The organism is Kitasatospora sp. NPDC001261 (assembly GCF_042896795.1).
In the GTDB taxonomy this organism is placed as follows: domain Bacteria; phylum Actinomycetota; class Actinomycetes; order Streptomycetales; family Streptomycetaceae; genus Kitasatospora.
In genome coordinates this window covers 162,513-184,229 of record NZ_JBIAXP010000002.1, presented here as the reverse complement: position 1 = coordinate 184,229, position 21,717 = coordinate 162,513, and the positions used below count along the sequence as shown (strand labels likewise).

General features: G+C 75.8%; 2 protein-coding genes. Both read right to left on the bottom strand.

What is annotated here, in order from left to right; all coding sequences use genetic code 11:
* Positions 1-241: 241 nt before the first annotated feature.
* Positions 242-19,717 carry an SDR family NAD(P)-dependent oxidoreductase gene (locus ACFY4B_RS03745; protein WP_387966357.1) on the bottom strand — a complete coding sequence of 6,492 codons (19,476 nt, stop codon included), beginning with the start codon at positions 19,715-19,717 and terminating at the stop codon, positions 242-244.
* Positions 19,714-21,708, bottom strand: coding sequence for an asparagine synthase (glutamine-hydrolyzing) (gene asnB, locus ACFY4B_RS03740; RefSeq protein WP_387966356.1), 1,995 nt, complete (start codon positions 21,706-21,708; stop codon positions 19,714-19,716). Before asnB ends, ACFY4B_RS03745 begins: the two co-directional genes overlap by 4 nt.
* Positions 21,709-21,717 lie beyond the last annotated feature (9 nt).

The following is a 21,717-nucleotide window of genomic DNA, read 5'->3' as shown; positions in this document are numbered from 1 at the left end:
GAAGGAGGGCCGGGGCCCCGGGGGGGGGCCCGGGGCCCGCCCCCCCGGGGGCCCCCCCCGCGGCGGGGGGCCCCCCCCCCCCCACCGGGGGGGCCCCCCCCCCCCGCGGGGGGGGGGGGGGGGGGGGGGCCCCCGCCGGGGGGGCGGGGGGGGGGGGGGGGGGGGGGGGGGGGGGGGGGGGGGCGCGCCCCCCCCCCCCCCCCTCCGGTGTCCCCGGCCGGCGGCGGGGACACCGGCCCCGCTACCGGCTGGCCACGACCTCCCGGAGGGCCGCCACCCAGTCGTCCGCCATCCACCGGGCCGTGGCCTCCTCGAACAGCCGGGTGTCGTACTTCAGGAAGGCCTTGTAGCCGTCCTCGTCCCGGTAGACCTCCAGGGCGAGGGGATACTCCCCCGGGTAGGGCAGGTCGTCGAAGGCCCGGAGGTCCAGGTCGCCGGGAGCGGTGGGCGCCCCGTTGGTCAGCAGCTCCGCGCCGTCGAAGTTCTGGAACAGGAAGTTGGTCCGCACCAGCGGTCCGTCCCCGTCGCCCCGGGCCCGGACGATCTCGGCCAGCGGGTAGGCGCCGTGCTCGATCCCGGCCAGCACCCGGCGGTGGAGGGAGCGGAGCAGCCCGGCGACGTCCTCCGTGGCGGTGGACCGGATCGGCAGGCAGTTCGCGAACTGGCCGACGACGTCCTGGAACCGCTCCTCGTAGCGGGCGGCCGTGGTGACCCCCGCGATCAGGTCGTCCTGGCCGGTCACCCGGTGGAGGAAGCGGGTGTAGCCGGCGAGCAGCACGGTCGAGGCGCTGACCCGGTGGCTCCTGGCCGTCGTGGCGACCGCGTCGGCCAGCTCCCGCGGCAGCCGGGTCACGACCACGTCCGCGCGCGGCAGCCGCCCCGGGACCGGCGGGCGGTCGTACGGCAGGTCCAACCGCCCGTCCGCGCCGGCCAGTTCGGCCAGCCAGTGGTCCCGGTGCCGCTGCCCGCGCGGGCCGGCCAGCAGCTCCTCCTCCCAGGCGGTGTAGTCGCCGAACTCGGCGCTCCGCAGCCGTCCCCGGCCCCGGTAGGCGTCCTTGAGGGTGCGGACCAGCAGGGCCGTCGAGGTCCCGTCCAGCAGGATGTGGTGCGCGGTGACCAGCAGGAGCCGGCGGCCGTCGGGCAGGGCGGCCAGGTGCGCCCGGACCAGCGGACCGGCGGCCAGGTCGAAGGGCGCGCCGACCAGTTCGCGCAGCGCGGCCAGCCGGCCGTCCCGCGTGGTGGGTGTGAGGTCGACCCGTTCGAAGGACGGGCCCCGGGCCGGATCGACGTCCAGGTACGGGACGCCGTCCCGCTCGGCGACCACCGCGCCCAGCAGCGGGTGGATCCGGGCCTGCTCCCGGACCGCGCGTTCCAGCGCGGCCTCGTCCGGGTCGCCGTGGACCTCGAACAGGAGCGGGAGGTGGTAGGCGACGGAGTCCGGGCAGCGCACCTGGTCCTGGTACATGGTCAGTTGGCCGCGGGACAGCGCCCAGCGCCGGCCGGGTTCACCGGTGCTGCCGGTGGTGTCGGTGGTGTCGGGGGCGTCGGTGGTGTCGGGGGCGCCGGCCAGGCGGGCGCAGAGGGCGTCGACGCTCTCGGCCTCGAACAGCAGGGTGGGGGAGACGTCCTCGCCGAAGTCCTCGCGCAGGGCGTTGGTGAGCTGGAGGACCAGGATCGAGTCCAGGCCGTAGTCGGTGAGCGGGGCCGAGGAGTCGATCCGCTCGGCCGGGATGCCGAGCACGGTCGCCGCCTTGGCCAGGACCAGCGCGGCCGGATCGGCCGGCGGCCGGGCGGGCAGGGTGTCCACCGGCCGGGTGTCCACCGGCCGGGCGGGCCGGGCGTCGACGGGCCGGCTGTCGACGGGCCGGGCGGGCCGGGGGTCGACGGCGGGCGCCTGCGGTCGGGGGTCGACGGCGGGCGCCTGCGGTCGGGGGTCGACGGAGGGCGCCTGCGGCCGGGTCGGCGGGGTGTCGACGGCCCGGGCCGGCGAGCGCCGGTCGGGCGCCGCGGACGTCTCCCGTCCGCCTCCCGCCGGTGCCGCCGATGCAGCCGGCACCCGCTGCCGGGCCACCCCGTCGCTCTCCGCCGCGATCACCTGCTGCCCCAGCGGGAGCGCCCGGGACACCGGGAACACGACGGTGCGGAAGCCCTCACCGGCCAGCACGTCCCGCCAGTTCCCGGGCGACAGCGCAGGCGAGCCGGGGATCCGCAGCGACCGGTCGTCGAACAGCCACCAGCCCTCCAGCAGGCCGAAGGTCACGTGGCTGAACAGGTCGAACGCCGAGAGCTCGTTCAGCAGCAGCCAACCGCCGGGCCGCAGCGCGGCCTTGGCGTTGCGCAGGGTGTTGCGGGTGTCCTTGGTCGCGTGCAGCACGTTCGCGGCGATGACCAGGTCGAAGGCGCCCTCGGCGACCTCCTGCCCGGCCAGCGGCCGTTCGATGTCGAGCAGCCGGCAGTCCAGGTACGGGACCTCCGGCCCGTACGAGGCCCGGGCGTGGTTCAGGAAGGCCTTGGAGACGTCCGTGTAGACGTAGCGCTCGATGCTGTCCCGGTACGGCTGGAGGGCGGCGAACATCCCCACGCTGGTGCCGCCGGTGCCCGCGCCGACCTCCAGGATCCGCAGCCGGGCGCCCGGGTCGCGGCGCAGCCGGTCGGCGACCAGGCCGGCGGCGGTGGCGGCCATGGCGCGGTTGAACAGGTCGGCGGCGCGGTTGTCGCGGTAGCAGCCCTCCACCAGCTCCATGGAGCCGCGCGGGAACATCACGTCGGTGGGCCGGACGCGGCCGGTCAGGATCCCGGGCAGGGCTCCGAGCATGGCCGCGGCCAGGCGCAGCTCCGCCGCCCGGTCGGGGTCCGCGGACCACCGGGCGCACTGCCGCTCCCACCGGGCCAGCACCTGGTCCGCGGGCTCCGCCGGCGCCAGGAGCCGCTGGGCGTGCTCCCACCACTGGGCGTACTGCGGCAGGACCGCCGCGCGGTCGACGTCGGCCAGCTGGGCGGCGAGGACCTTGGCGAGCCACGGGTCCCGCTCGGCCCGCCGCCACCGGACGACCTCGTCCAGGGCGGCGTCCGTCTCGTCGACGCCGGCCGGCAGCGTGCCGGGGCGCGGCAGGACGGCCGGGCCGTGCGCGGAGACCCGGGTGGCGCGGTCGAAGTTGGGCAGGGTGTTGCGCCGGTCGGTGCGGACGTAGGCGAGCTGCCGCTGCGGGCCGCCGAGCAGGGCGGCCAGGGCGGCGAGCCCCTCCGGCGGTTCGATGGACACCAGCCCGACCCGGGTCATCCGCTCCCGGTAGAACTCGGAGGTGACGCTCCCGAGACCGCCCCACCAGCCCCAGTTCATGACCCGGACCGGGGTGTCCCAGTGCTGCCCGAGGGCGTGCGCGTAGGCGTCGCTGAAGGTGCAGCCGGCCGCGTAGTTGCCCTGGCCGGCGGCGGTCGTGAAGGACTGCATGGAGGACAGCAGGACCGCGAAGTCGAGCGGTTCGCCGTCGAAGGCCTCGGCCATGGCGGTCGTCACGTCGACCTTGGCGGCCAGCGCGGCGCGCAGGTCGGCCTCGTCCATCCGCGCGACGGTGCTGTCCCGCAGCACCAGCGCCGCCTGGACGACGCCGTGCACCCGGGGGTGGCGGCGCCTGACCTCGGCCAGGACCCGGCGCAGCGCGGCCGGGTCGCCGGCGTCGGCCTGGAGGTAGCGGACGTGCTCCGGTCCTCCGGCGGAGCGGATCCGGTCCGCCACGGTGGCGTCGTGCGCCCGGCGGCCGATCCAGGTGACGTGGGCGCCGTGGTTCCGCACGACGTGCCGGGTCCACGCGGAGCCCAGCCCGCCGGCGCCGCCGATGACGACGTACACGCCGCCCTCCCGGTACACCGGCCGCTCCGGGGCCTCGCACGGGGCCCAGCGGCGGGCCAGCCACTGGCCGGTCCGCCGGACCCAGGCGTCGTCGGGGGACTGGGCGGGCAGGGCGGTGAGGTCCGCCGGCCAGCCGGAGCCGTCCAGGTCGACGCGGCGGACGGTCCAGTTGCCGTACTCCCGGCCCAGCGAGCCGAACAGGCCGTGCAGCCCGGCGTGCGCGGGCTGGACCTCGTCGTCCGCGTGGGTGGCGAGCGCACGGGTCGTCACCAGGGTGATCCCGAGCGGCCTGGCGTCGTAGCCCGCCGCGACCAGCGCCTTCACCAGGCGGAACGCGGCGACCACCCCGTCCTCCTGCGCGGCGGTGTAGCCGGCGGCGTCGGTGGGCGCGAGGTCGGCCTCGGGGGCGGCCCACACCAGGTGGTCGACCGGTCCGAGTCCGCGCAGCGCGGCGGTGGCCTCCTCGACGCTCGCCGAGGCCGGCAGCGGCCAGTGCAGCGCGCCGTCGAGCGGGGCCGGGCCGCCGACGACCAGGACGCGGTCGGCGCCGGAGGGCACCGGGGGGCCGTCCGCGGGGATCGGGTCCCAGACCGGGGCGTAGAGGGCCGGTTCGACGGCGGTTTCGACGGCGGCCTCGACGGCGCCTTCGACGGCGGGCTCGGGCCGGTCCGCGCCGGCCGTTCCGGTACGGGCCTCGGGGCGGGGTTCGGTGCGGCTCCCGGTCCGGCGGGAGCTGTAGCCGACCAGCCGTACCCGGACCTCGCCGTCCTCGTCCACCAGATCGATGTCGAGCCGGCCGAGCGGCCCGGCCGCCAGGCCCCGCACCACGGCCGTCATGGCCGGGGTGCAGGGGGCGAACAGCTCGAGCCGCTCCAGCGCGAACGGCACGGCGGTGTCCCGCAGTTCGGTCAGGTGCGCCGCGACGGTGGCCTGGATCGCCGAGTCCAGCAGGGCCGGGGTGAGCGCGCCCGGCTCGGCCGCGTCGGGCAGGACCAGGTCGGCGAGCACCGTGTCGGGGCCCACGTGCGCCTGCCGGACGGCCCGCAGGCTCGGGCCGTGCTCGATGCCCATCGACCGCAGGGCCTGGTGGATCCGTTCGCCGGGCACCGTCTCCGGGCACCGCGCGCGCAGCGCGGCGAGGTCCACCCGGGCCGGGCGCGGGGCGTCGGAGGGGGCCAGCGTGCCCTCACTGCGGACCGTCCCGCCGGTCGACAGCGTGAACCGCCGGCCGCCGCGGGCGTCGGTGCGCAGGTCGACCAGCACCTCGACGGGTTCCGGCCCGACCTCCAGCGGCCGGACCCACGTCACGTTGGTCATCCGGACGCGGGTGCCGCCCAGGGCCCGACGGGCCAGTTCCAGGTGGGCGACGGCGGGCAGGATGTGCCGGCCCTGCACGACGTGGTCCCGCAGCAGCCCGTCCGTACGGGACAGCGTGACGCGGTCGCGGCCGCGGCCCGCCGCCGGCCCGTGCCGGTCCGGGGCGAACGGGTAGGTCGGCAGCGGGACGAGGCGTCCCCCGGCCGGGGCCGGCGCGTCCCCGACCGGACGGGCGGGCGCGATGCCGTCGAGCACCGCGACCAGTTCGGCGGTGTCGCCCGCCAGGCACTCGAAGCGGTGCTCGAACCGCTTCCGGCCGACCCACAGCGTGTGGGCGAGGTCGCGCAGCTCCACCGAGGGGTGGGCGCGCAGGTGCGCCGCGAGCCGGCGCCGCTGCTCGGCGAGCTGCTGCTCCGTCCGGGCGGACAGGACCACGGGGTGGTCCGCCCTCGGCGCCGGGGGCCGCTCGGCCGACGGCGCCTCCTCGATGACGACGTGGGCGTTGGTCCCGCTGGCCCCGAAGGAGCTCACCACGCCGCAGCGCGGGCCGCCGGCGGGGGCCGCCCAGTCACGGGTCCGGGTGTTGACGTAGAACGGGCTGCCGGCCAGCGGGACCGCCTCGTTGGCGGTCTCGAAGTTCAGCGCGGCGGGGATCCGCCGGTGCCTGAGCGCCAGCAGGACCTTCAGCACGCCCGCGATGCCGGCGGCGAACTGGGCGTGCCCGATCGTGGTCTTCACCGAGCCCAGCGCGCAGTACTCGGCGCGGTCGGTCCGGGCGCGGAAGACCCGGTCCAGGGCCCGGAACTCGATCGGGTCGCCCAGCGGCGTGCCGGTGCCGTGCGCCTCGACCAGGCCGATCCGCTCCACGTCGACGCCGGCCCGCTCGTACAGCCCGCTGATCAGGCTCTCCTGGGAGACCGAACTCGGGGCGGTGATGCCGTTGGTGGCGCCGTCCTGGTTGACCCCGACGGCGGTGATCACGCCGTGGACGTGGTCCCCGTCGGCCAGCGCGTCGGCGAGCCGCTTGAGCACCACCACCCCGACGCCCTCACCGGGGACGAAGCCGTCCGCCCGGTGGTCGAAGCTGTGGCAGCGCCCGCTCGGGGAGAGCATCCCCGCGCGGCCCGCGAGCCCGTACAGCCGCGGCGTGGACTGGACGAACACCCCGCCGGCCAGGGCCATCGAGGTCTCGCCGGACCAGAGGTCCTTGCACGCCAGGTCGAGCGCCACCAGCGAGCTGGAGCAGGAGGTGTCGACGGCGATCGCCGGGCCCTTGAGGTCCAGGGCGTAACTGACCCGGCTCGGGATCACCGAGGCCATGTTGCCCCACAGGGCCTGCGCCGGCGCGTCCCCGTCGAGCAGCTCCAGGTAGTCCCCGGCCCAGGCGCCGACGTACACGCCGCACGGCCGCCGGTCCATCCGGCCGGCGTACCCGGCGTCCTCCAGGGCCTTCCACGACTCCTCCAGCAACAGCCGCTGCTGGGGGTCCATCGCGGCGGCCTCGGTGCCGGAGATGTTGAAGAACAGCGCGTCGAACTCGTCGATCCGGTCGAGGAACCCGCCCCGGGTGCACGCGCTCAGGCCGTCGAGGCGGAAGCGGGTGGCGTCGGTGACCAGGTCGTCCCCGTTCTCCAGCCGCGTCCACAGCTCGTCCAGCGAGCCGGTGCCCGCGAACCGGCCGCTCATGCCGACGACCGCGATCGGGCCGCGGTCCACCGGGCCGGGGGCGGCCACCGGCTGTCCGGTGGCGGGACGGCGGTCGGTGACCGGGGCGCCGCCGTCGGCGGCTCCGGCGTTCGGCGCGGCGTCAGGCGCGGCGTCGAGCGCGGCCGAGGGCCGGGCCGCGCCGCCGGTCCGGGCGGGCACCATGGCGTCCCGGTGCTCGGCGAGCAGGTGCGCGGCCAGCCGGTCGACCGTGCTGTGGTCGAAGACCACGGTGGTCGAAAGGTCCAGCGAGAGCGCGGTGTTGAGCTCGTGGACCAGCCGGACGGCGAGGATGGAGTCCAGGCCCAGATCGGCGAACGCCGACCCGTCGAGGACCTCGCCGGCCTCCATCGCGAGGGCGGCGGCGACCTTCTCCCGCACCAGCGCGGGCACCAGCCCGTCCAGGTCGGCGGGTTCGGCCGGTTCGTCAAGACCGGCCAGGTCGTCCAGGTCGACCGGTTCGGCGGCCGCGGGGGGAACGGGTGCCGCGGGGGGAACGTCCCCGGACCGGGCCAGGTCGCCGATCCAGAACCGTTCCGCGGCGAACGGATAGGTGGGCAGGGCGATGGTCCGCCGCGCCTCCCGGTGCGTGCTCCGCCAGTCGATCGCGACGCCGGACGCCCACAGGGCCGCGACCTTGGACAGCTCCCCGGCGGCGCTCCAGCGCCGGACGAGCAGCTCCTGGAGCTCGCCGTCCGCGGTGAGTTCCGCGAGCAGCCCGTCGGGCGCCGTCCCCGCGCTGCCCCGGAGCCCCCGGCCCTCGCGCAGCGCGTCCCGCAGCTCCCCGGTGGAGGAGACCACGACCGCGTACCGCTCGGCCATCGCCTCCCGTCCCACCTGGAGGGTGTACGCGAGGTCGGCCAGCGGGGTGTCCGGGGCCCGGTCGAGGAACGCGGCCAACCGGTCGACGGAGGCGGCGAGTCGGTCGGGGGTCCGGGCGGAGAGGACGACGACGTGTTCGGCGCCGTCCTCGGTGCCGTCTGCGGGTTGCACGGGGTACTCCTCGACGATCACGTGCGCGTTGGAGCCGCCGGCACCGAAGGAGGACACCGCCGCGATCCGCGGGCCCTCGCTGTGCCAGGGCGCCGCTTCGCGCTGGAGCCGGAAGGGGGACGACCCGAAGTCGATGTTCGGGTTGGGCTGTTCGGCGTTCAGGGTGGGGACCAGTTCCCGGTGCCCGAGCTGCAGCAGCACCTTGGTGAGGCCCGCCACGCCGGCGGCGGCCTCCAGGTGTCCGATGCCGGACTTCACCGAACCGAGCGCGCAGTACTGCCGGTCCTCGGTGTCCTGCCGGAACGCCGCGGCCAGGCCGGCGACCTCGATCGGGTCGCCCAGCTCGGTGCCGGTGCCGTGTGCCTCGACGTACCCGACCTGCCGCGCCGAGACGCCGGCCCGGTCGAGCACCTGACGGATCAGCGCGGCCTGGGCGGTCGGGCTCGGCACGGTGTAACCGGTGCTGCGCCCGCCGTGGTTGACGCCGGTGGCGCGGATCAGGCCCAGCACCCGGTCCCCGTCGGCCAGGGCCCGGGAGAGCGGCTTGAGCAGCACGCAGCCGACGCCCTCGCCCGGGACGAACCCGTGGCCGCCGGCGCCGAAGCTGCGGCAGTACCGGTCGGGCGAGAGCATGCCGGAGCGGCACAGCTCGACGTAGTCCAGCGGGTGGGTGTAGACGTTCGCGCCGCCGGCCAGGGCGACCTCGCAGGCGCCGCTGCGGAGTTGCTCGCAGGCCTCGTGGATCGCGGTCAGCGAGGCCGAGCACATGGTGTCCACGGTCAGGCTCGGCCCGCGCAGGTCGAGCAGGTAGGACACCCGGGCGCTCAGCGAGGCGAACGAGAGCCCGGGGACGACGAGTTCACCCGAGGGCAGCCGGCCCGCAGGGTGCCGGGCGTGCCCGACCTTGGTGACGCCGGCGAACACCCCGACCCGGTGGTCGTGCTGCTCGGCGAGGCGGGCGCGGGTGTACCCGGCGTCCTCCAGCACCTCCCAGGCGGCCTGGACGAACAGCCGCTCCTGCGGGTCCATCGCGTAGGCGTCGCGCGGGGCGATGCCGAAGAACCTCGGGTCGAAGTCGGCGAAGCCGTCCAGGAACCCGCCCCACTTGCTGTAGCTGCGCCCGGTGGTCGCGGCGGTGGTGCGGTCGGGTTCGAAGAAGCCGTCCAGCGGCCACCGGTCGATCTCGCGGACGCTGTCGCGGCCGGCCCTGAGGTTCTCCCAGAACTCGCCCAGGTCGGCGGCGCCCGGGTAGCGGCCGCTCAGCCCGATGACGGCGATCGGCTCGTCGGGGCCGGCGGCGCGCCCGGCGGCACGTCCGACGGCGGGTTCCCCGGCGGGGACGGTCCGTCCCGAGGGGGCCGCCGGGGCGGGCCCGGTCGCCCGCTCCGGTACGGGTTGCGGTACGGGCTCCGGGCGGCGTGCGCCGCCGAGCCGGGCGGCCACCGCCCGCAGGTTCGGCTGCTCGTAGAACAGGGTCGAGGAGGCCTCGGGGTAGAACGGGGCCAGCGCACGGTTGAGCTGGATCACCATCACCGAGTCGAGACCGATGTCGACGAACGGCCGGTCCGGGTCCACCGCCTGCGGGGGCAGCTTGCTGACCTCCGCGAAGACCTCCCGCAGGTGGTCCAGCACGGCGCGGTCCGCGGTGCGGCCCCCGGACGGTGCGGGCGCGGGCGGAGCGGCAGCGGCAGGAGCAGCGGCCGGGGCGGGCGAGCCGTGGTGCACCCACACCCGGTCCGCCCCGGTGTGCCAGGCGTCGACCAGGGCGGCGAGGCCCGTCGGCGTCGGCATCGGTACCAGCCCCCGGTCCTCCCGCAGGTAGGCCAGGGTGCGGTCGTCGACGGTCATGCCGCCGTCCTGCCACAGCGGCCAGGCCACCGAGAGCGTCCGGCCCCGCCGTTCCCCCCGGGCGACGGCCGCGTTGCGGGAGGCGGCGAACTCGTCGAGGAAGGCGTTGGCGGCCGCGTAGTCGCTCTGCCCGGGGTTGCCGGTGACGGCGGCGCCGGAGGAGTAGGCCAGGACGAACTCCAGCGGGCAGTGCGCGGTGGCCCGGTCGAGGTGGACGAGGCCGTCCGCCTTGGCGCCGAGCACCTCCTCCCACTGCGCCGCGGTCTTCTCCGCGAGCAGGGCGTCGCGGACCACTCCGGCGGCGTGCACCACCCCGGTGACCTCGCCCGCCTCGGCGACGAGGTGGCGGACCTCCTCCCAGCGCGAGAGGTCGGCCCGCACGTAGCGCGCGACCGCGCCGGCCTGCCGCAGGTCGGCCAGCAGCGCCTCCACCCGCTCGTCGGCCGGCGACCGGCCCGCGAGGATGAGGGTGGGCCGTCGGACGTCGGCGGCGATCCGGCGGGCCGTCGCGGCGCCGATGCCGCCGGCGCCGCCGGTGACGAGGTAGACGCCGCCGTCCCGCCACGGCGGGGCGGAGCCGGTGGCCGGGGGAGCGGCGGGGGTCCAGCCGAGGGTCTGCCGGACGCCGTGGCGGTAGCGGACGAGGTCGTCCGCGCCGTCGGCGTTCTCCGCGACCGCGGTGGCCGGGGAGACGCCCGCGGCGCCGTCCAGGACGATCACCTGGCTGAGGACTCCCGGGTCCTCCTTGGCCACCGAGCGCAGCAGGCCGGCCAGGGCCGCGGTGTCCGTGACCACCTGGACCAGCACCGTGCCGTCCCCGGCCGCCAGGCCCCGGACGGTCTCCAGCAGCTTCCAGGACAGGTCGCGGAACCGGCTCTCCGGCCGCTGTTTGGCGGTCTCCAGCCGGATCGCCCCGGGGACGTCGCCGTCGACCCCGCACAGCACGACCGCGCGGCGGTCGTGGCGGCGGCCCGGCGCGGCGGGGGCCGGAGCCCAGGCCGGGACGGACAGGACCGTGACGGCCTCCGGGGCGGCGGCCGCTTCGGTGTCCGGTGCCGCGACGGGCGCCTGGGCGGGCGCCGGGGCGGGCTCGGCCTCCGGGTGCCAGAAGCGGTCCCGGGCGAAGGGGTACCCGGGCAGGTGCACCCGGCCGGGCGTCGCTCCGCCGGTCCAGGCCGACCGGTCGAGGGCCTCGCCCGCGATCCAGCGCTCCGCCGGACCGGCGGCCTCGCCCCGGTCGCCGGTGGCGACGAACGCCCGCAGACGGTCGGCGAGTTGGGCCACGCTGGACACCGTCCAGGCGATCCGCTCGGCCATCTCCTCCCGGCCGGCCAGCAGGGTCCAGGCGACCGAGCGCAGGGACACCCCCTCCGACCGCTCCAGGAAGGCCAGCAGGTCCCGGGCCCGGTCGGTCAACTGCCCCGGGGTGCGCGCCGAGAGCGGCACCACGACGTCCCCGGCGGGCTCCTCCCGGCCGGCCCGGACCGGGACGTACTCCTCGACCACGACATGGGCGTTGACGCCGCCGAAGCCGAAGCTGCTCACCCCGGCGCGCCTCGGCCCGTCCCGGCCGTCGCGGTCGCGCGGACGCGGCCAGGGCTCGTTCTCCCGGACCAGGTGGAAGGGCCCGTCGTCGAGTTCGACGAACGGGTTGACCCGCCGCAGGTGCCGGTTCGCGGGCAGCACCCCGTGCCGGAGCGAGAGCAGCACCTTCAGCAGCCCGGCGATGCCGGCGGCGGACTCCAGGTGCCCGATGTTGGTCTTGACCGAGCCCAGGCCGCACGCGCCGTCGTCGCTCCGGCCGAGCCGGCGGAAGGCCGTGCGCAGCGCGCGGACCTCGACCGGGTCGCCGAGGGCCGTGCCGGTGCCGTGGGTCTCGATGTAGCCGATGGTGTCCGGGTCGAGGTCGCCGACGGCCGCGGTGACCAGCTCGGCCTGGGCGTCGGCGTTCGGCGCGGTGAGCGAGTTGGCCCGTCCGCCGTGGTTGTAGGCGCTGCCCCGGAGCACGCCGAGGATCGCGTCGCCGTCCCGCTCGGCCGCCGCCAGCGGCTTGAGGACGACGGCCCCGACGCCCTCGCCGCGCACGTAGCCGTTCGCGTCGGCGTCGAAGGTGCGGCACAGGCCGTCCGGGCTGAGCATCCCCGCGCGGTGGGCGCTGACGAAGGTGCCGGCGTCGAGCAGGACGTTCACCCCGCCCGCGATCGCCAGGTCGCAGGCGCCGGACCGGATGGCCTCCATGGCGCGGTGCACCGCCACCAGCGAGCTGGAGCAGGCGGTGTCGATGGGCTCGCTCGGGCCGCGCACGTCGAGCAGGTAGGAGATGCGGTTGGCCAGGATCGAGTGGTTGGTGCCGGTCGCGGTGAAGGCGTCCGGCCGCACCCCTCGGGTGCTGAGCAGGGTCGCGTAGTCGTTGTTGGTGACGCCGATGAACACCCCGGTGTTGGAGGGGAGTTCGCTCGGGCGGTGGGCGCTGTCCTCCAGTGCCTGCCACACCGTCTCCAGCACCAGCCGGTGCTGCGGGTCCATCAGTTCGGCCTCGCGCGGCAGGATCCGGAAGAACGCCGCGTCGAAGGCGTCGACCTCGTCGAGGGCGCCCATCCGCCGGGGGAAGTCCAGGGCGGTGATGGCCCGGCGCTGCTCCTCGTCGTAGCGGTCCAGCGGGAAGGCGGTGACGGAGTCCCGCCCGGCCAGCAGGTTCGCCCAGAACTGGGTGAGGTCGCGGGCACCGGGGAAGCGTCCGGCCGCGCCGATCACGGCGATCGGCGTGTCCGGGGCCCTCCCGGGCCGGTCCGGGAGGGGCCGGCGCCCGGTGGCGGGGGCCGTCACGGAGGTTGTCACGGGGGTCGTCACGGCGGCGGTCACGGGGACGGCTGCCGGGACGGTCGCGGGGCGGGCCGCCGGGCGGCGCGGCGCGGCCGAGGCCCCGTGCTCCGCGACCAGGTGGGCGCCCAGCGCCTCCAGGGTGCTGAGGTCGAAGAACACGGCCGGGCTGACCTTGGCGCCGAAGCGCTCCTCGATCTGCTTGGCGAAGTAGACCAGCGAGATCGAGTCGAAGCCGAACTCGTCCATGCCGGTCCGGGGGTCGAGCTCCTCCGGCTCGAACTTCAGCAGCCCCGCCGCGATCTCGCGCAGCACCTCCACGACCCCGTCCGCACCCGTCGGTCCGGACGTGCCCTCCGCCGGCGCGGGAGTACCCGGCTCGGGGCGGAGTACGGCGGGCCGGGGGGCCCGGCGGGCCGCCGGTGGCGTCCCCCCGGTGCCGCACAGCACGCCCTCCAGCGCGCCGAGCACCTCGCCCGAAGCGTCGGCCAGGAGGATCCGGTCGGCGCCGAGGAGGACGTGGGCGACCGGCCCGCCGGACCGGACGGCGATCCGGTCGATCCGGTGCGGCGCGACCCGCTGCCAGTCCGGGTGCCCGGCCCGGCGGGCCGTCCACTGCACGCCCAGGGCGATCGCCGCGAGGACGGACGGTTCGACGGTCACGTTCCGCCGGACGTGGTCCTGCTGGACGCCGGGGCGGGACAGGTGCAGGACGGTGCCGCCGTCCGGGGCGGCGGACACCGCGTCGACGGCGCAGGAGGCGGCCCGGGGGACGACGCCGCCCTCGGCCAGTTCGGCCAAGAGGCCCGCCCGGTCCAGCACCTGCCGCAGGCCGGTGAGGTCGATCCGGCCGGTGGGCGCGTCGGCCGCCCGGACGGTGAACTCGACGGCCGGCGGCCCGTCCCCGGCCCGCACCAGGCCGTGGCCGTCGGCGAACTCCGTGACGAGGCGGTCGGTGGCCGACCAGTCGACCGGCCGCAGCACCCGCAGGTCGTGGACGGCCGGCTCGGCCGCGTACCCGCTGACCCTCGCGGTGGCGAGCGCGAGGTCCACGGCGAAGGTGGACACCACGACGGGGAGCCCGTCCTGGCGGTAGGTGTAGTCCTGGAGGTCGTCGAGCCGCAGGTCCGCGGTGTAGCGCAGGCCGTGGACGTCGGACTCGTTGCGCCCCAGGAAGGGGTGAAGCCGCTCGCGGTGGGCCAGCGGGGCGAGCACGGTCGGCGCGTCCTCGTCCACCTCGACCCAGCAGCGCACCCGGTCGAAGGGGTACGGGGGCAGCGGGACCCGCCGGGCCGCGGGCAGCCGGTCCCAGTCGACGCTGCGGCCCGCGAGCCAGGTCCGGGCGATCTCGTGCTCCGGGAGGTCCCGGCGGCCCGCCGCCCAGCCGTCCAGGGCGGCCAGGGCGGCCGCCTTGTCGGCGGCCACGAAGGCCCAGCGGTGCGGCAGTTCGTTCCTGCCGACCCGCAGGGTGAAGGCGATGTCGGGGAGGTCGGCCTCGCGGGCCCCGGCGAGGTGGTCGCGGAAGACGGCCAGATGGCGTCCGAGGGCGTCCTCGTTCATGGCGGAGAACACGAACAGCTGCTCGCCGAAGGGCTCCTGGCGCTCCGGCCGCGGCGGGTACTCCTCCAGGATGATGTGGGAGTTCATGCCGCCGGCGCCGATCGAGGTGAGGCCGGCCCGGCGCGGGTGGGTGACCTCCCGGCCGTCGACCGTGGTGACGACCGGCTGCCAGTCGGCGAGGGTCTGCTGGACCCGGAACGGGGTGTCCGCGAAGTCGATGTCCGGGTTGAGCTCCGTGCTGTGCAGCGACGGCACCAGCTTGCCGTGCCGCAGCTGGAGCAGCACCTTCGCCAGGCCCACCATCCCGGCGGCGGCGAGCAGGTGGCCCATGGTGGCCTTGACCGAGCCGAGGGCGCAGAACTGCCGGTCCTCGGTGTACTTCCGGAACGCCGAGGTGAGGGCGCGGACCTCGATCGGGTCGCCCAGGGCGGTGCCCGAGCCGTGGCCCTCGACGTAGCCGATCGTCCTCGGGTCGATCCCGGCGTCCTCGACGGCCTTCTCGATCGCGCGGGCCTGCATGCCGGGGCTCGGCACGGTGAAGCCGTTGCGCACACCGGCGTTGGACAGGGCGGTGCCCTTGATCACGGCGTACACGTGGTCGCCGTCGCGCTCCGCGTCGACCAGCGGCTTGAGCACCACCGCGCCGACGCCCTCGCCGAGGATGGTGCCGTCCACGCCGACGCCGAAGCTGCGGATCACGTCGGAGGTGCCGGTGGTGAAGTGCTCCTGCGAGGAGGTGATCAGGTTGTACGGGTGCAGCAGCAGGTTGATGCCGCCCGCGACCACCATCCGGCACTCGCCGGCCCGCAGCATCTGCACGGCCTGGTGGACACAGGTCGAGGAGGCCGAGCACATGGTGTCCACGAAGATCGACGGCCCGGTCAGGCCGTAGAAGTAGGACAGCATGTTCGGGATCGTCCCGGTGTAGCTGCCGCTCTGCGGGGCGCCGCGGGTGAGGCTGTTCTGGAAGCCGTACAGGTTGTAGTGGTTGCTCATCGTCCCGACGAGCACGCCGACGTCGCCCTGGTAGCGGCGCCGGATGGTCTCCCGGGAGTAGCCCGCGTCCTCCAGCGCCTGCACGCCGGCCTGGAGGAACAGCCGCACCTCCGGGGACATCTGCTCGGCCTCGCGCTTGGAGATCCGGAAGTACCGGGGGTCGAAGGCGTCGATGTCGCGCAGGAAGGTCCCGGTCCGGATCACGCTCTTGCCGGGCACGGCCCGGTCGCTGTCGTGGACGACGTGGTGGTCCCAGCGGTCGGCGGGGACCTCGGTGAAGCTGTGCCGGCCGTTCTCCAGCAGCTCCCACAGCTCGTCGAGGGTGTCGGCGCCGGGGTAGCGCCCGGAGACCCCGATGATCGCGATGTCGTGCCGGTCGTCGCGGTCCCGGCGTGGGCCGGACGGCTCCGCGCGGGCCTCGGGGGCCTCGACGGCAGAGACGGCGCTGACGGCGGCAGGGGTCCGGACGGGTACCTCGACCGGCTCCGGCTCGGGTTCGGCCCGCGGCGCCGCCTCGCCGAGGACGGCCTCCAGCTGCTCCCGCCGGGACTCCACGAAGTGGGCGGCGACGTCGGCGATGTTGAGGTACTCGAAGAAGATGGTCTTGGACAGCGGCCCGAACAGCTTCTCCAGCTCGGCGGTCACGCCCATGATGCTCAGCGAGTCGATGCCGTACGCGACGAGGTCGGTGGCCGGGTCGAGGTCCTCCGGCCGGTGCCGGAGGACCTCGGCGACGATCCGCCGCAGCAGTTCCTCGGTCCGCTCGGTCAGGTCCCCGCCGTCGCCGCCGGGTACCGGGCCGGCGGGTGCGGCGGTCCGAACCGGTGTGCCCGGTACGGCGGTTCGGACCGGTGAGGCGGGCCGGGCCGCGAGCGTGGCGCCCGCGCCGTAGCCGACCACGACGTGCGCCGGGGCGTCGGCGCGCAGCGCCCCGCCGAGCGCGCGCAGCCCGTCCTCGGTGGGCAGCGGCTCCCAGCCCCGCTCGCGGCGCATCGCCTCCCGGCCGGCCGCGTCCATCGTCATGCCGCCGTCGGCCCACAGCGGCCAACTGACCGCGACGGTACGGCCGGTGCGCTCGCCGGCGTCGACCAGGGACTGCCGGTGCGCGGCGAACGCGTCCAGGAAGGCGTTGGCCGCGGCGTAGTCGGACTGGCCGGGGTTGCCGTACACCCCGGCGACCGACGAGAAGAGCACGAAGTGGTCCAGGTCGAGGTGGCGGGTGGCGGCGTCGAGGTTGAGCGCGCCGCGGATCTTCGGCGCGCCCACCGTGCGGACGTCGGCCAGGTCCTTGCGCACCAGGTACTGGTCGCGCAGGACGCCGGCCGCGTGGACGACGCCGTCGAGCGAGCCGTGGTCGCGCAGGATCGTCTCGACCGCGGCCCGGACCTCCTCGGCGTCGGCCACGTCCACCGGGAGGTGGTGGGCGTCGACGCCGTCGGCGCGCAGCTCGGCGAGCGGGCCGGTGGCGGACCGTCCGCTGAGCACCACCGTGGCTCCGGCGCGGCCGAAGTAGCGGGCCAGGTGCGGACCGAGGCCGCCCAGGCCGCCGGTGATCCAGTACACCCCGCCGGTCCGCAGCTCCGGGACGGCCGGGCCGGCCGCGAGCGGGGTGTCGACGGGCTCCAGCACCTGCCGGACCCCGTCGGCCCGGCGGCGGACCTCACTGTCGGCGCCCTCGTCCGCGCACTCCTCGGCGACGATCCGCTCGATCGTCGCCGGGTCGGCGCCCTCCAGGCCGTCGACGCGCACCACCCGGCCGGTGACCAGCGGGTTCTCCAGGGCCACCGTGCGGAACAGGCCCGCCAGCGGCCGGTGGAAGTGCGCCGGGACCCGCCCGTCGACCAGCACCACGAACCGGTGCTCGGTGGTGGGCCGGGTGAGCAGCAGCTCCCGGACGGCGGCGAACACCGTGTCCGTCACGGCCTCGACACCGTCGGCCGGGGCCGAGGGGGCGACGCCCGGCAGCTCCGGGGTGTGCGGGGTGCGGGCCGGGCCGCCCGGGACGGCCGGCCGGTCCGTCCACCGGGTGGTGGCGGTGACGACGCGCGGGCCGGTGCCGGTGCCGGTGGCGCGCTGGGCGAGCCCCCGGACCGTGGCGTGGACGGTGCCCTCGTGGTCGCACAGGTCGATGTCGAAGGTGGCCACCGCGCCGGAGCCCCCGGAACCGCCGGTCCGCCGGATCCAGGCCCAGCTCTCGGCCGGGCACGGCCCGTGGACCAGGACCTCGTCCAGGGCCAGCGGCAGGGTCGGCCCGGCGGTGTCCGGCATCAGCGTGACGGAGACCTGGAAGGCCGCGTCCAGCAGGCTCGGCGGCAGCAGGTGTCCGGCTCCCTCGGGCTCGGTCGGCCGGATGCGGGCGAGTGCCCCGTCCGGGCCGGTGCGCAGCTCCCGCAGCGCGCGCATGGCCGGGCCGTACTCCAGGCCCTGGGCGCGCAGCCGCCGGTGGACGGCGTCGGGCTCGGCCGGGTCCGGGCAGGAGGCGCGCAGCGCGGCCAGGTCGAGCGGGGCCGGCGGCGCGGCCGGGACGAGTGCGGCGCGGCCGGTGCCGTGCTCCGTGCCGTCGCGTACGAACGCGACGGCGATCCCGTGGTCCCCGGGCGTCAGTTCGACCTGGACGTCGACGGGTTCCTCGTCGACGGTGATCGGCCGCACCCAGGCCAGGTCGTGCAGCCGGACGGTCCCTGTCCCGGTGGCCGAGAGCGCCACGGCGGCCCGGGCCATCTCGACGTAGGCGGCGGCGGGCAGCACCCGCCGGCCGCCGACCCGGTGGTCGTCGAGGAAGGGCTCGGCGCCGGTGAACGTCGAGGTGTAGCGCTGCTGCGCCAGGTCGGAGGTGTTGCGGTGGACGAGGGGGTGCAGCTGCCCGGTGGCGGCGGGGGCGACGGGCTCCGGCACGCGGTACCAGTGCCGGTCCCGCGCGAACGGGTAGGTGGGCAGCCGCACCCGCTGGGCGCCGGGGTGGTGCGGCCAGCTCGCGTCGCCGCCCGCCAGCCAGTCGGCGACCGCCGTCATGAGCTCGGGGCCGGCGCCGGCGGGGTTGGCGGCCTCGCCCGCCGGGAGCTCACCGGACACCAGCGTCCCCAGCGCGGCCACGAGCTGGTCCCGGTCGGCGACGACGAGCGCGGCCCGGACGGCCAGCGGTTCGCGGCCCACCCGCAGGGTGTGGGCGATGTCGGCCGGCGACTGCTGCGGCAGCAGCGCGGACTCCGGCGCGAGCAGGTGCTCCCGCAGCAGTCCGGCGAGCACCCGCAGCCGCTCGGGGCTGCGCGCCGACAGCGGCACGACGTACGGGCCCGGCGCGCCGGCCGAGGAGGTGCGGCGGTGCGGTTCCTCCATCAGCACGTGGGCGTTGGTCCCGCCGAAGCCGAAGGAGCTGACGCCGGCCCGGCGGGGCGCGCCGTCCGCGGCCGGCCAGGGCCGGGTCCCGTCGACGATGTAGAAGGGGCTGCCGGCCAGGTTGATCAGCGGGTTCAGGTTCCGGAAGTTGACGGTCGCGGGCAGCACCCCGGCCGTCATGGCGGCGACGACCTTCACCATGCCCGCCACCCCGGCGGCGGATTCCAGGTGCCCGATGTTGGTCTTGACCGAGCCGATGCCGGTGGTGTCCGGGTCGGGTTCGGTCCCGGCGGTCTCGTGCAGGTTGCGGAAGGCGCGCTTGAGGCCGACGATCTCGATCGGGTCGCCGACCGGGGTGCCCGGCCCGTGCGCCTCGATGTAGCCGACGGTGCCGGGCGCGACGCCCGCCCGGGTGTAGACGTCCTCGATCAGCGCGGCCTGGGCGGTCGGGCTGGTCACGGTCAGCGAGTTGGTCCGGCCGCCGTGGTTGGTGCCGACGCCCTTGATCACCCCGTGGACCGGGTCGCCGTCCGCGATCGCCCGGGCGAGCGGCTTGAGCAGCAGGACCGCCCCGCCCTCGCCCCGGACGAACCCGTCGGCGCCCTCGTCGAAGGCCTGCGCCCGGCCGGTGGGCGAGAGCATGCCGGCCTTGCTGAAGGCCACGAAGTGCTTCGGGGACCAGCACAGGTTGACGCCGCCGGCCAGCGCCAGGTCGCAGCCCCCGTTGTTGAGCGCGGTCACGGCCTCGTAGACGGACACCAGGGAGCTGGAGCAGGCGGTGTCGTTGGTGATGCTCGGGCCGTGGAGGTCGAAGTGGTAGGAGAGCCGGTTGGCGACGATCGAGTACGCCGTTCCGGTCGGGAAGTAGGCGTCGGTCGCCACGTCGTCGCGTTCGATGAGTTCGGCGTAGTCGGCGTGGCAGACGCCCATGAAGACCCCGGTGCGGCTGCCCGCGAGCTCGCTCGCGCGGTAGCCCGCGTCCTCGACGGCCTTCCAGGCGAGTTCGAGGGCGAACCGCTGCTGCGGGTCCATCGTCTCGGCCTCGCGCGGGGAGATGGCGAAGAAGGCGGCGTCGAAGCGGTCCGCGTCCTCGATGAACCCGGCCCAGATGCTGTTGGTCCGTTCGCCGCCGTTGCGCGGGTCCCCGAAGTAGCGTTCCTTGGACCACCGTTCGGCCGGGACCTCGGTGATCAGGGAGCGTCCGGCGGCGAGGTGGTCGAAGAGCGTGGCGAGGGTGTCGGCCCCGGGGAAGCGCAGGGCGAGTCCGATGATGGCGATGCCGTCGGTGGTCACCGGGCCTCCTTTCCGGTCCGGACGGCGTGGCGCCGGTCCACGGTCACTTTCAGGTCGAGCGCCGGGGCGGCCGATCCGCCGTTCCGGCCGGCGCCGTCGAGCACGAACTGCCGGTGGAGCACGGCGGTGGTGAGCAGGTAGACGAAGGCCTGGTCCTCCTTGGTGCTCACGTCCTCGGCGGGCGACGCCATGACGCGGTCCGTCAGGCGGCGGGCGAACCGCTGGTCCAGGAAGTCGAGCTTGCCCAACTCGGTGTCGGACAGGAGGAGTTCCAGGTAGTCCGGGCGGTGCTCCTTGAACACCTCACTGCCCGGGGCGCGGTAGGGCTGCTTGGGGCGGTCCGTGGTCCACTGCGGCAGCTCGGCGCGGAACGCCTTCTTCAGGACGGCCTTCTCGTTCCACCCGTCGTCGAAGCGGAGGTTGACCGCGGAGGCGGCCCGGACCACCGCCGGGTCGAGGAACGGGCAGCGGTTCTCCACGCTGTGCGCCAGGGCGACGCGCTCGCCCTGGGTCGAGAGCAGGAAGCCGGGCAGCAGGGTCTTGTACTCCAGCCACTGGGCCTTCTGCACCGCGGACATGGCCTGGTAGCCCGGCGCCCGGGCGACCAGGTCGAGCAGGTCGGCGAACGGGTCCTCCCGGGAGGCGAGCAGCCGGGCCGCGAACCTGCCGTTCTGGTACCGCAGTTCGTGGGAGAACAGGCCGGGCAGCCGCTCGGTGGCGAACTGCTGGTAGAGGCCGAGCAGGTGGCCCTGGTGGGCCGGGCCGAAGTGCGACAGCTCCGGGTGCAGGGTGGCGAGTCCGGCGCGCCGCTCGGCGTCGGTGAGCCCGTGCCAGCGTTCGCGCAGCATGGTCTCCCGGAACAGGGAGTAGCCGAGGAAGGCCTCGTCGGAGCCCTCGCCGCTGAGCACGGTCTTGATGCCCGCGTCGCGGACGTGGCGGGAGAGCAGGAACATCGGGACGAAGGAGGTCCGGAAGGCGGGCACCTCGGCGTGGTACACCGCCGACGGGAGGTTGTCGGCGATGTCCGCGCCGGTGACCGGGAGGGCGGAGTGCAGGGTGCCGAGGTGCTCGGCGACCAGCAGCTGGCTGTCGGACTCGTCGAAGTTCTTGTCCCGGAAGGCCACCGAGAAGGTGCGGACCTGGTGCCGGGACAGCTGCGTGGCGAGGCTGGTGACCACGGAGGAGTCGAGGCCGCCGCTCAGGTAGACGCCGACCTCCACGTCGGAGCGCAGGCGCAGCTCCACCGCGGTGCGCAGGCTCTCCCGGACGAACGCGACCGCTTCCGGCTCGGTGCCGTCGAAGCCCGGTACGTCGAAGGAGAGTTCCTCGTACGCGCGCGGCGAGCGCAGGCCGCCGCCGGCCTCCAGGTAGCAGCCCATGGGCAGTTGGCGGACGCCGGCGAACGGCGTGCGGTCGGGCAGCGGCGTCCACACCGCGTAGATCGACGCGAGGTCCGGCGGGGAGAGCTCGAAGCGGAAGCCGGGGAACGCGCCGAAGGCCTTCGCCTCGGAGGCGAACAGGAGGGCGCCGCCGTGCTCGGCGTAGTACAGCGGGCGCTTGCCGTACCGGTCGCGGGCCAGGACGAGCCCGCCGGTGGCGGTGTCCCTGATCGCGAGCGCGAACGGGCCGTTGAAGCGGGCGAAGCAGGCCGGGCCCCACTGGATCCAGGCCTGGAGGGCGACTTCGGTGTCGGAGTGGTCGGTGCGGAACGGGCGGCCCAGGCCCTCCAGTTCCGCGCGCAGTTCGACGTGGTTGTAGATCTCGCCGTTGAAGCAGATCCAGTAGCGTTCCGTCGGGTCCGCCATCGGCTGGGCGCCGTCGGCGGGATCGACGATCGCCAGCCGTACGGTGCCCATCGCGAGCCCGTCGTCCAGGTAGTAGCCGGCCTGGTCCGGTCCGCGGTGGCGGATGGTCGAGAGCATCGAGGTGATGACCTCGTCGGGTGCTCCGGTCAGTGGTGGGTCCGCGAGGAACCCGGCGATTCCGCACATGGCAGTCCC

Coding starts and splice junctions, on each gene's coding strand:
- asnB (WP_387966356.1), bottom strand. CDS start 21,708: ATGTGCGGAATCGCCGGGTTCCTCGCGGACCCACCACTGACCGGAGCA.